The 10,255-nt window shown below is 62.3% G+C and carries 14 protein-coding genes; 4 read left to right on the forward strand and 10 right to left on the reverse strand.

All coding sequences use genetic code 11. The features are described from left to right. Positions 1 to 136: 136 nt before the first annotated feature. The 3 genes from G518_RS37065 (at position 137) to G518_RS0126085 (ending at position 2,946) form a co-directional block, all read left to right on the forward strand. Positions 137 to 1,480 carry a DUF4942 domain-containing protein gene (locus G518_RS37065; RefSeq protein ID WP_051237424.1) on the forward strand — a complete coding sequence of 448 codons (1,344 nt, stop codon included), beginning with the start codon at positions 137 to 139 and terminating at the stop codon, positions 1,478 to 1,480. A gap of 136 nt (positions 1,481 to 1,616) precedes the next feature. Then, the gene (locus G518_RS37070; protein ID WP_036596227.1) at positions 1,617 to 1,862 is read left to right on the forward strand and encodes a hypothetical protein; all 246 of its coding nucleotides are present in this window, start codon (positions 1,617 to 1,619) and stop codon (positions 1,860 to 1,862) included. A 175-nt stretch (positions 1,863 to 2,037) separates the two neighbouring features. Next, positions 2,038 to 2,946, forward strand: coding sequence for a YbhB/YbcL family Raf kinase inhibitor-like protein (locus tag G518_RS0126085; protein ID WP_028604995.1), 909 nt, complete (start codon positions 2,038 to 2,040; stop codon positions 2,944 to 2,946). A 36-nt stretch (positions 2,947 to 2,982) separates the two neighbouring features. Here G518_RS0126085 and G518_RS0126090 read toward each other — a convergent pair whose 3' ends face one another. Together G518_RS0126090 and G518_RS0126095 are read right to left on the reverse strand one after the other, a co-directional pair. Further along, on the reverse strand, positions 2,983 to 4,137 hold the full coding sequence (locus tag G518_RS0126090) for an AcrVA2 family anti-CRISPR protein (RefSeq protein ID WP_156909553.1): 1,155 nt from the start codon (positions 4,135 to 4,137) through the stop codon (positions 2,983 to 2,985). Between the two features lie 16 nt (positions 4,138 to 4,153). Further along, positions 4,154 to 4,567 (reverse strand): hypothetical protein, encoded by a 414-nt coding sequence (locus tag G518_RS0126095; protein WP_028604997.1) that lies wholly within the window; start codon positions 4,565 to 4,567, stop codon positions 4,154 to 4,156. A gap of 45 nt (positions 4,568 to 4,612) precedes the next feature. On the opposite strand from G518_RS0126095, the gene G518_RS0126100 reads away from it, so the two are divergent. Continuing rightward, a complete protein-coding gene (locus tag G518_RS0126100) occupies positions 4,613 to 5,221 on the forward strand; it encodes an SEL1-like repeat protein (RefSeq protein WP_028604998.1) in 609 nt (202 codons plus the stop codon). On the opposite strand, the gene G518_RS39590 is transcribed toward G518_RS0126100, so the two are convergent. The 8 genes from G518_RS39590 to G518_RS37080 all read right to left on the reverse strand — a co-directional run. Then, a complete protein-coding gene (locus tag G518_RS39590; protein ID WP_084652298.1) occupies positions 5,218 to 5,481 on the reverse strand; it encodes a DUF3717 domain-containing protein in 264 nt (87 codons plus the stop codon). The genes G518_RS0126100 and G518_RS39590 overlap by 4 nt on opposite strands. Next, on the reverse strand, positions 5,481 to 6,158 hold the full coding sequence (locus tag G518_RS0126110) for a hypothetical protein (RefSeq protein ID WP_028604999.1): 678 nt from the start codon (positions 6,156 to 6,158) through the stop codon (positions 5,481 to 5,483). Before G518_RS0126110 ends, G518_RS39590 begins: the two co-directional genes overlap by 1 nt. After that, positions 6,151 to 6,555, reverse strand: coding sequence for a hypothetical protein (locus G518_RS0126115; RefSeq protein ID WP_028605000.1), 405 nt, complete (start codon positions 6,553 to 6,555; stop codon positions 6,151 to 6,153). The genes G518_RS0126110 and G518_RS0126115 overlap by 8 nt, the downstream gene beginning before the upstream one ends. Positions 6,556 to 6,565: 10 nt before the next feature. Next, a complete protein-coding gene (locus G518_RS0126120) occupies positions 6,566 to 7,093 on the reverse strand; it encodes a hypothetical protein (RefSeq protein WP_028605001.1) in 528 nt (175 codons plus the stop codon). A 9-nt stretch (positions 7,094 to 7,102) separates the two neighbouring features. After that, on the reverse strand, positions 7,103 to 7,678 hold the full coding sequence (locus G518_RS0126125; RefSeq protein ID WP_028605002.1) for a hypothetical protein: 576 nt from the start codon (positions 7,676 to 7,678) through the stop codon (positions 7,103 to 7,105). After that, positions 7,675 to 8,013: a hypothetical protein gene (locus G518_RS0126130; protein ID WP_028605003.1), complete on the reverse strand. Its 339-nt coding sequence runs from the start codon at positions 8,011 to 8,013 to the stop codon at positions 7,675 to 7,677. The genes G518_RS0126125 and G518_RS0126130 overlap by 4 nt, the downstream gene beginning before the upstream one ends. Next, on the reverse strand, positions 8,010 to 9,560 hold the full coding sequence (locus G518_RS0126135) for a zinc ribbon domain-containing protein (RefSeq protein WP_051237425.1): 1,551 nt from the start codon (positions 9,558 to 9,560) through the stop codon (positions 8,010 to 8,012). Before G518_RS0126135 ends, G518_RS0126130 begins: the two co-directional genes overlap by 4 nt. A 257-nt stretch (positions 9,561 to 9,817) precedes the next feature. After that, positions 9,818 to 10,255 (reverse strand): transposase (locus tag G518_RS37080; protein ID WP_036596231.1); only part of this gene is annotated, 438 nt, incomplete at its 5' end.

Here is a 10,255-nt window from a genome sequence, read left to right on the forward strand (position 1 = left end):
GAAAGTCAATGAAATCAACGGTCTACCCAGACCACCCCCGCGCCAGTGCTAGCTTTGCGTACCGTCACTTATTGCACTGAAAACGAGGAGACCCCATGTTCTGCACGCTTGGGGTGGCCTGTTCGATGGCGAGATCGTGGCGATCATCAACGCCGAAACCCTGAAGAACCCGTTCAGCAAGACACGTCAGATGCTGGTGGACCTGGTCAGCCAGCACGGCACGGTCGAGTACATCGAGGGTGCATTCGCTGACGCCGAGCGGCCGACGGGAGTCGAGATTGCGCTCGTGCACCTCACCAAGTCCGGCATGGCCGATGAGATGGTGACGGCGTGGACCCGCGATCTCAAAGAGGCCGACCGGCCGCACTTGGAGTGGTCCAGCGGCAATCAACTGGCGATGCCGCGCGCGGAGATCGAGAACCTGGTCATCGCATACCGCGCAGCAGTTGAAAGCGCCAAGCAGATGATTCTGGCCGGCCAGCGACACGGGTACTACAGCAGCTTGCTGGGCAAGACCTTGGCGGAAACGGACCACGGTGGTGGCGGCGTCAATGCAGCCATGAACGTGGTTGAGAACTGGCAAAAGCAGCTCAGCACCACCTTGACCGATCTGCGCGACCGTGCGTGGACGGCCGTCATCCGGCGATCGGAGCTCACCGGCAAATTGTCATCGGCGGCGCAAAAGCGCATCAGTGCGGAGTTCGACCAGATACGCAAGTTGGATTTCACGCTGGGCAACGTGTACGGCTTCATCGAAGGTGTGCTCGCGTCGCGCGCCGAGATCCAGATCGGCATGGTTTGCGACGTGTTCGACATGATGACGCGGTACCACTCAGGCAATCGGGTTTGGTACCGGGGGTGGAAGTCCAACGATCGGCACCGTACCGCAGGGATGCGGGTGCGTGCCAAGCGCATCGTGCTGCCGGCGACCGGGTACCGCGGTATGGACGGCAAGCCGGGCTACGAGTTCATGCAGTCGCTGCGCGACATTGACCGCGTCTTCGCGATGATGAACGGTGAGGCTGAGCCTACGGTGTCGTTGGAGAAGTCGTTCGACACTCAGTGGTCAGCGCTGCGGAATGCTGAGAAGGTTGAGACCGACCACTTCTTCGTTCGCTACTTCAAGGGCATTGGCACTCTGCACATCTTTCCGAAGAGCCAAGATCTGATGGACCGCTTCAACCGTGTGGTCGGCAAACAGCGCCAATGGTTGCCGCCGGACGTTGACGAAGGCAAGGCCAGCAAGGCGTTCTGGAAGCAGTACGACCAGGCCGAGAAAGTGGACCAGGCAGCGAAGGTGGACATCCACCGCACGCTGATTTGGGAAGCTGAGCATGGCGATACCCCAGAGGTTCGCGCGCGCGGTGCACAGAAGATCGACGAGATCCTGCAGGCTGCTCACGAAAAGGTGGGCATCAAGGGTGTCTTCGAAGCGATCGACAACAACACGCAAACGACCCTGCTGCTCGAAGCAGCGTGATGGCTAACAAAGCCTGAACACAAAGCCGCTGTGATCTTCGGATCCAGCGGCTTTTTTTTCCCCTGGCCATTCTGGGCGGCCGCCATCTCCAGGGATGTTCAACCGGCCAACTTGGCCATTTCAAAGGAGATGAGGGATGTGCATCCTCAGCAAATCACAGGCGCAAGCCTTTCTCAATGCAGTCAAAGCGGCGCGAGAAATCGGCGGCCGAGTCGACATCACCTTCAGCACCCCGGACGACGGCTTGAACGTCTACGAGAGTAAGTGGGGAGAGCCCATCGTCTGGGTGTACGAGTACCGAATGGGCACAGTGATCAACCAGGAACGGTACGAGTCCGACAAGGCTTTCGCGCAGGCCTACGGCCTTCAAGCCGACGACTGACGGCACGCGCCAACAGCATGAACCCAAGCCGTCGTGATCCTTTGGGATCCGGCGGCTTTTTTGTGTCCGCCCGGATCGTCGACGTTAATTGCAAAAATGCACTAAGCGCGAATCCATTGGGGTTGCGCGGCAAAGCGTATAAACTTTGCAATCCGATTTATTCAAGGAGTGCGCGATGAAAGGGATTTTGGCAGCGGGTTTGGTGTGCGTCGCGGCGGCGTTGGCCGCCTGCGGAGGTGACAACAGCAACAATGGGCCACAGCCGAACAAGCCGCCGATCGCGGACGTTGGGCAGGACATAACCGTGCCTGCGGCCGGCACGCGGATCATCCTGGACGGGTCGAAGTCGAGAGACCCCGAGGGCACCCGTCTGAACTACTCGTGGTCGATCACGGCGCTGCCCCCGAAAAGCACCGCGACGCTTGTGGGCGGAAACACCGTGCGGCCAAGTGTGACCCTGGACGTGGTCGGTCAATACAAGTTCGGGCTGATCGTCAGCGATGGGGAGTTGCAGAGCGCGGAAGCGATCGTGACGGTGACGGTTCAGGGCGCGGACACGACGCCGCCGACCGACCCGACGAATCCGGGTACAGGCACCCCCGGTGAAGTGGCCACGCTGTCGCTGTCATCGACCAGCTTCGCGGATGGCGGCACGTTGCCAGATCGGATGGCTGCGACGAACATGCGCGGTGGCGAGAACGTCTCGCCAGCGATTTCGGTGAGCGGCCTGCCAGCCAAGGCACGGTACTACAGCATCGTTATGCAGGCTGATTGCGAAGCGGCCGAGCCGTGTGTTCTGTGGTCAGTGTTCAACATTCCTGCGTCGAAGACGCAGATCACTGAGCGCGAAGCCATTTACAACATCCCTGGGGTCGAGTTTGGGGTGACGAACGGGGCACGAAGCTACTGGGGTCCCGTCAAGGCGACCAAGTACAACGTGGTGCTGAAGGTCTACGCAACGGAAACAGCGTTGCAGGTTCCTTACAACCCGTACTACAACCAGACCAAGTTCGAAGCAGAGTTCATGTCAAAGATCATCGGTGTCGGAAAGATGACCGCGAAGTATCAAGGTTCGTTGGGTTGATGACAGCGCGGTCCTCGCGCCGTCTGCCCTGTGCGGCTACTGAACGCCGCCAGGGCCGGCCATGTAGATGTGGCCGGGCAGAGGAGTCCCATCATGCTCGGCCGCGCCGACCATGACGGGCTTGATCAGAATCCGTTTGCGCAGGGCCAGAGCAACGCCGTATGCCTGCCACCGCCAATGCCCTCGGCGCCAATGCGGCCGCACAGAACCCGCGGCCGCGCGGCCGAAGGTGTCGGCCACTTCACTCCCAACTAAGCGCACGATGGCATAGCCGTCCGATGTTAGGGATGCCTTCTGCTTGTGGCGCTTCGGAGATGCCACCTGATGCCAGAGGGCGACGCGATCAGAGGGAGTGTCGCGGCCGGGACCTGGCTCGGGCAGCGCTGTCGAGCCAAGGTTCTCCAGATAGAACATGGAGTTGACCAGCAGGGTAGCGCCGGCCTTCAGTAGCTCGGTGCTCTCGCGGGCCTCAGCACGGCGATAGCTGTTGATGGCTGCTGTTTCTTTATCGGCATCCGGGCTGTTGTCTTCGGCGTCGTACATTGCAAGGCGGCGCGCGCGAGAGGCGTCAATTGCTTCGGGCAATGACATGCGCTGTTCCGAGGGGATCAGGTCCACGAAATAGCCGGGCAGCTGAACGCCGCTACCGTCCTCGTGGACAGTGGTGAAGCCAAACTTCAGGCGGTGGCCACCGCCTTCGTAGGGAGTTCGGGCGACAAAGGCACCGTCCAGATATTCGCGCTGGTCATCCTCAAATGGCAGGCTCATGGACTCCTGCTTACCGAAGCGAACATAGAAGGCCTCGTAGGGTGGATTCCAACCCTCAAGGGTGCAATCACCAAGATCGGTATGCGTCAGCATGTCCGCCAGCGCGTCGTGCAGATCGAAGATCTGGCGGCCAGCGAGCTCGTACTGGGCGACCAGGGGAACCCAGTGGCGGAACACGGAGACCTTGGCGTAGTTGATGCACATGAGCTCACCCAGATTGGGTGAGTCCTTCATGAGGGCGTGGAAGTCTCGAACGTAGTTCAGCACCAGGTCTTGTTCGATCCGCATCGGCAGTGACGCCGCGATTCGGCCATCGAGAGTGACCGCCTGATGCTTCGCAGCGCGCATCGCATAGTCCCACCAACGCGTGGAGCGTTGCCGGATTGGGGAGTAGGGGGAGGCGCTGTCGGAGGCGAGGCTCATGGATCGTGGTGCAGGGTTAGGCGTTGTCGCGTTCGCGCGCGCGAACACCAAAGAAGACGCCGGTGACGGTGAGCGTTAAGAAGACCAGCAGCGTGAACGTGCCCGATGCCCAGAACACGGCGCCGCCGCGGGCCCAGTGGGTGATGGCTGGTTGAACCGCCAGCCAGAGCAGGGCGGCGTAAAACCAGGCGGAAGTGCCTGCCTTTAAAAAGCAGTAGGCGGTCAGATCTTCGCGCGGATCTGCGTGGGCCAGAACCTTTGCCCAACCGATCGTAATGGCGGCACACCACGCGAGCAGCCACCCGAAGCGCCACAAGGGAAGCCGGAGTTCTGGGGCCTTGGCGATCATGGCCAGCCACAGCAGCACGGCCGCAGCCGCGATAAAAGCGGGGACAGGATCCGATGCGCGCCGGCGCGATTGGCTTTTCATGGGTGGTCCTCTACGATGTGGCAAGAAAGTCCCTGGGGGTCCAGTATGCAAAAAATCTCAAAGTGGGCGCAACGCTTGGCCGTGGGACTGGCGCTTGCCGCGTGCGTCGGCACCGCGCTCGCCGATTACCAGACGTTGCTCAGTCGAGCCAAGGCTGGCGATCAGCCCGCGCAATTGGAGCTAGGGCGTGCGTACATGTACGGCTACGACGGCGCGCCGAAGAACTCTCTGGAAGCAGTTCGTTGGTTGGCGAGGGCGCAAAAGGCGGGAGGTGACTACGGCCGTGCCGCCACGGTCAATCTCGGTATCTTGTACGGCAGGAGATCGTTTGGACAACCTAATGGCGCGACTGCGGTGAAGTTGCTTGAGGGTGTCGCGCGAGGATCCGACATGTCAGGAAAGATGGCCAGGTACAACTTGGCCGCGCTGTACCACGTTCCCAGTAGCGAAGCGACCATCCCGACCAACTTCGACAAGGCCCTGTTCTGGTATTTCGCCGCGCAAGCGTCGGGAGCTCCAGAGGCGCCAGGATCGGGTGTCGATGCCCAGACCGCCCGTTCAATCCGGCAACTCATGGCTGAGTCGTCAGAGTCAGCGGTGGAGATCCGCGGGCACGCGATTGAGTGGGTGCGGAAGGCCGAAGGCCGGCGCTAGGCGGCCGACACAGCCCATGCGCGGCAGATCAAAGCCGCCAGCCAGCGGTCGAATGCGGTCCTGACCGCTGGCTTGACGGTGTCGAGCGGGACCGACTCGATGCGTTCCAACAGCATGCGTGCCCACAAGCCGGCCAGCGCGTTGGCGTCGGGGTGCAACGCATACTCTCGGCGCCCGATGGTGGGTGCGCGTCCATGACACGCGCAAGCGCGGTATGCAAGGCGGGGTAGGAGAGGTCGGTCATGGGCCGCCGGCCGCATCAAGCGAGCGCAGGTGTCGGAAAGCCGGCGGGAATTTGGACCCCGGCGAAGTGGCTTTGGAGCTCGCGCGCTGAGAGACGCTTGTGCAGTTCGATCTCGTTGGCAAGATCATCCAGGACGCTGCGGTTGATGCTCAAGAAGGCCCGCACTTGCAGGCGCTGCAGGGTCAACGCACGCGTGAGCAGGCGCTGGTTGAGCATGGCTTGGTACTCATTGGCCGGCTTGGCAAAAAAGACCTCTCCGCGGCACAGCGTCAGGTAGTCCTGAGCATGCTCGGTCCACTGGGCCAGGTCTTGGCCAGGACCGACGGTTTCTTCGCTGAGTAGGGCTTGCTCGGCGGCCTGGCCGGCCAAGAGCATGAGCATTTGCCAACGCAGGAACGTGAGATCTTCCAGCTGGTGTGGGTAGATGATTCTGGTCACTTCGCCAAGCACGTCGTCGCGACCTGGCCGGTCGTACAGGGTTACCGTCACGTAATCGGGAAGCGGGCGCAGGGCGGCGTAGAGCAGGGCGTGGCCGGCCTCGTGGACGGCGATCGCACGGACATCACGGGCCGAGAGTTGGTCGCGACGCTTAAATGCCGCGTAGAAGGCCGGCGGTGGTTTGCGCGGCGACGGTACGCTGAACTCGCCGGGCCTCAGGCGGCCCAGCAGGTTCGACAGTGTTGCCTTAAGCATTTTGGGCGCCCACGATCAAGGATGTGGTGACATCGAACAGCAGATTCTTGCGCGCGAATGCCGCTTCCTCGTCTGCAGGAGGGGTCTGTGCTTCGCGATCGGCTTGCTCCAGCAGAAGGTCGACGGCCGCCCTTACGGCGTCGAAGAAGGGCATCATGAAGGTCTGCATCGTGGGGTCGGTCATCACGGTGTTTTGCAGCTCAGCGGCCGCGGCAACGGATGGGGACGCTTCAATCACGACCCGCACATCCGAACCCACGGCGGTGATGGGTATGTAGATCGGCACATTGGCATTCGGCGAGCGCGCGCGGATGCTGGCCACGATTTCTTGTGCGATGGCGAGGGCTGCTTGCGCCGGGTCAGCGGCATCACGCGCGGCGATGGGGACGGGACACATGCTGGTTCCTTCAGGCGGGCACGGGGTTAAGTCGTTCGAAGCGGACGATGCGGACCAAGGGATTTGCGTGCCAGCTTTGCTCGCCGTATGTGCGCCGCCAATGGTTGGCGAACAGCTCCAACGGGCAGCGATGCAGGCGCGGTTCAATACCTTCTTCGATCGCGGCCAAGCGCGTGATGTCGTGAAGGTGTTCGGTCGACGCGGTGATGTAAGTCAGGACGGTTCGAACCGCCCAAGCTGGGAGGCGGTAGGCGGGCCACCAGGGGCGCGACTTGGCCAGCTGGGAACACCAGGCCTTTGCATCGGCGGGGGCAGCAATAAAGGCGTCGTCCGCCGCGTACTTGATGCCTGGGCCATGATCCGGGTCAACATGCGGCCGCCACGGCTCTCGGCAAAGGATGCGATCACCGGGTTCTGCGTTGGGGCAGGCATTGGCGCTTTCAACGTCGGGGTGATAGGGCCGACGCGAGCTGACCTGATGGCCTGCGCGCAGCGCGAGGATGTTGGTCGTCGAGAAAACCAGTGTGTGTTCACGCATGGTGGCACCTCAAGTGGTTAGTGGAAGCGGCGCAGCGCTCAGATCGACCAGGTAGCCGGCGTCCGTCAGCGTGTCGGCCGTGGCTTGCGCCTGGTCGTGCGAAGAGAATTGGCGCGGGTCCAAACGGAACTGGCCCAGAGCCTTGGGACGGCCGTCGTCATCCCATGGTTGGTCATCAGGGAAGACCGCGAGGCCTTCGTCATTGACCATCAAGAGGAGGCCGCGGGGGACCATGTATTTGGAGTCGACCAGCTCGCGCGCAAACAGGTTGGGGCGCGTGGTGGCCACGACAGGCATGCCGGTCAAGGGGTAGTCCATCGCGGTCAAGCGCACGGCATCGAAGCCGGTGAGCCGGAACGCGTCCCATGGCACGTCAAGCCACTCCACTTCGGCGCCGCCGGCGCTTGCGAGCGGCGTCCAGCCTTCTGCCTCAAGTGCGGAGAGGATCGCGGGCAGGCGCTTGGCAACCGGCACGATGCGGCGCAGGGCGGCCAGCAAGGCGTGAGGCGCGTCGTCGTCGGCAAGGTTCGGGTGCTCCACCATGAACGGCTGGTGGTCGAAGTAGCTGGGGCAGGCGAGGATCACAGGTGGAGCTCCTGTTCAAGCTGGGTGATGAAGCCGATCTCGTCGTCGGTAACTGCGGCGAGCGAGTCGGCCAATGCGAGGTGAACCGTCAGGGCTCGAATGCGGGTGCGCATCGTGGCCAGCTGGGCATCGGTGAAGCGAAGGGCCGCAGCGGTGCCGTGGACGGAATACTGGAGCGATGACACGAGACGGCGCACGTCGGCGAGTGTCCGCTGGGCGCGAAAGCTCTCCGCCGACGATGCGTCGACCCACACGGGAAAGTCTGGGACGCGCGAGAGCCCGATCGCGGCTGTATCCAGCTGCGGGCGGTGGTAGGCGGCTGGAAAGTGCCTCATGCTCGGTTGTCCACAGATTCTGTGGATAAATGGGCCTCGGGAGCCTGCGAAGCCACGGCTGGCGTGGCGCCATCGGGGCGCGACATATTTAAGCGATCGGCACTCTGGGGACCGAAGGCGCGTTGCGCGATCTGGCGCGCAGCGTTCTCGTCGGGGTCGTATGCCAGGCCACAACCTTTGCAGTGAACGACCGCGCCGGTGGCGGGTGGGTTGATGTGTCCGCAAGCGATGTGCTGGCGGGTGGTGTGGTGAGGGGACACCTGAACGACGGAGATGCCATGAGTTTCGGCCGCTTCGCGCACGCACCGCAGCAGCTCGGACACCGCGGCCATGCTTTGCTGAGAACGGTGGATTGGCAGCTGGGCATCTTCGAACATGAGCGCGCGCAGGTTCAACCGCTCCACTGCAATGCGGCTGACGGTCGAGCACAGCGTGTTGGCGTACTTCCGGTACAGGGCCAGGCGTTCGCGTGAGAGTCGGGCCCACAGGTTCTGCGACTCGTGGCGAAGGCTGCGGGTATGCAGCGCCCATCGGCGAATGGATGCCAACTGTGCGGGGTTTAGACCGGCCCCTGTGCGGGATGCGCGCAGCAGCGCGCGCCAGGATTGCGATGGCACTTCACCTGAAGGCGAGGCGACGGCTGCGCGCGAGGTGCGGGTCAGTTCCGCGTCGACGTTCTCCAGGTAGGCGAAGTCGGCGACGATACTCAATGGCAAAACGAAGCGCGTGATCTGGTCACCAATCAAGGTGGTCGTGACAAGCAGGCCATCGTGAGTCATGCGCCAGCCGACATCGAGGGCGGCGTGAGGGCGGCCTTGCGCGGGGGTCAGTGCCGGGGTAGGCACGGAAACAAGAAACGAGACCTCTTGGCGCCAGAGGGCGCCATGCTGCGTGCCGCTGACATTCACTTCATGGACCTGGCAGTCGTCGGGCAACTGGCGATGCATCACAAACGGCCATTCGCCGTAGACGTAGTTGCCGCGTGCGTCGTCGAGCTTGTCGATCGGCATGCGAAGGAGCGCGTGCTTGGAGCCTGGTTCGGTCACCACCGAAAGCGGGGAGACGGTTTGCTCCCCGAGCGAAGCGCCGGCGGTCATGAATTCCGAGGGGGAAAGAGGGCGCTTTGGGCGGTAGGTGAAATTGCCCTTGATCTTCGGAGTGACGGCGGGCGCCTTTGGCTGCAAGCGCTTCAGATCTCGGGTGGCCGTCAGATGCAGGCGAAAGAAGCGATCCCAGATCGCTCGGCGGTTCTGCCAGTAGACATCGACACCAAGAGAGGCTGCGCCGTCGCGCAGCGCTGCTCGGTTGTCTTTGGTGGTTTGAGATGCCGCCGCGGCGCGCGCTGCGGCATGCCAGGCAGCGCGCTCCAGCGAGCTTGGCCGATCGGTTGGGATGACAATGTCCAGAGCCTCAGCAGTGCGCTCAAGGTACTTGTTGTGCAAGTCGACGTATGCGTTGAAGAGGCGCCGGTGCTTGTCGAGAACACGCATCGAAGCCGTGTCGAATCCGGCTCGATTGGGTGTTCCGAAAGTGAAGCGACGATGCATGTTCAGGAGCAAGAAAAGTAGGCGTGACGCGTTGCTTTTCTATGATGCACAAGCGCGCCAATAATTGCAAAGATTATATGACTATGCGCGCGCCTTCAGGCGCTGCAGTCAACTGCGGCCGGTTGCAAAATAAGACCGCTGCATAACCTGCTGATGAGCACGTGAGGGTCAGGGCTGCTGAATCTGAGCAGTGTTTTCGGTGCCGTCTGGCCCGGTATTTTGTTTTGAGGCTGCGTTTGCAGCCCCGTTTGCCCCACTCAGGGCGCACCTGCTCCCGCAAGCTCCATTCGTTTGAGCTTGCGGTGAGCCTTCAGCAGGTTCATCCCCAGTGCCGCCCAGCACATCTGCGCCTGCACCTTGGCCGTGCCGAAGTACCGCGCTCGGGCCAAGTGGAATCGGCGCTTCATCGTGCCAAAGGCCTGCTCGACCTTGAAACGAATGCCCCCGATCTTCTGGTTGAAGGCTTTGAGCAGCGGATGCACGGGCTTGCCGGCGCTGCTTTTGTGCTGGATCAGATCGCCCATGCCGCGCTCTTGGAGCCATTGCCGGTTGGCCTTGCTGGCATAGCCCTTGTCGGCCAGAACGGCTTCAACCCCGGGCGAGAGTGCTTCGACGATCTCAGGCAGTTTGTTGATCTCGGCCTCGTTGGCCGGATGCACTTGCACATGCTCGACGTAGCCGTCTTCACTGTCCAC

The sequence above is a fragment of the Ottowia thiooxydans DSM 14619 genome (assembly GCF_000422885.1).
Lineage (GTDB): Bacteria > Pseudomonadota > Gammaproteobacteria > Burkholderiales > Burkholderiaceae_C > Ottowia > Ottowia thiooxydans.

What these genes read in the sequence shown, in the direction of transcription:
- G518_RS0126130 (WP_028605003.1), bottom strand. Translation starts at nt 8,013, where the DNA reads ATGAGGCACTTTCCAGCCGCCTACCACCGCCCGCAGCTGGATACAGCC.
- G518_RS0126135 (WP_051237425.1), bottom strand. Translation starts at nt 9,560, where the DNA reads ATGCATCGTCGCTTCACTTTCGGAACACCCAATCGAGCCGGATTCGAC.
- G518_RS0126095 (WP_028604997.1), bottom strand. Translation starts at nt 4,567, where the DNA reads ATGAAAAGCCAATCGCGCCGGCGCGCATCGGATCCTGTCCCCGCTTTT.
- G518_RS0126085 (WP_028604995.1), top strand. Translation starts at nt 2,038, where the DNA reads ATGAAAGGGATTTTGGCAGCGGGTTTGGTGTGCGTCGCGGCGGCGTTG.
- G518_RS0126090 (WP_156909553.1), bottom strand. Translation starts at nt 4,137, where the DNA reads ATGAGCCTCGCCTCCGACAGCGCCTCCCCCTACTCCCCAATCCGGCAA.
- G518_RS37070 (WP_036596227.1), top strand. Translation starts at nt 1,617, where the DNA reads ATGTGCATCCTCAGCAAATCACAGGCGCAAGCCTTTCTCAATGCAGTC.
- G518_RS0126110 (WP_028604999.1), bottom strand. Translation starts at nt 6,158, where the DNA reads ATGCTTAAGGCAACACTGTCGAACCTGCTGGGCCGCCTGAGGCCCGGC.
- G518_RS0126115 (WP_028605000.1), bottom strand. Translation starts at nt 6,555, where the DNA reads ATGTGTCCCGTCCCCATCGCCGCGCGTGATGCCGCTGACCCGGCGCAA.
- G518_RS0126120 (WP_028605001.1), bottom strand. Translation starts at nt 7,093, where the DNA reads ATGCGTGAACACACACTGGTTTTCTCGACGACCAACATCCTCGCGCTG.
- G518_RS39590 (WP_084652298.1), bottom strand. Translation starts at nt 5,481, where the DNA reads ATGCGGCCGGCGGCCCATGACCGACCTCTCCTACCCCGCCTTGCATAC.
- G518_RS0126100 (WP_028604998.1), top strand. Translation starts at nt 4,613, where the DNA reads ATGCAAAAAATCTCAAAGTGGGCGCAACGCTTGGCCGTGGGACTGGCG.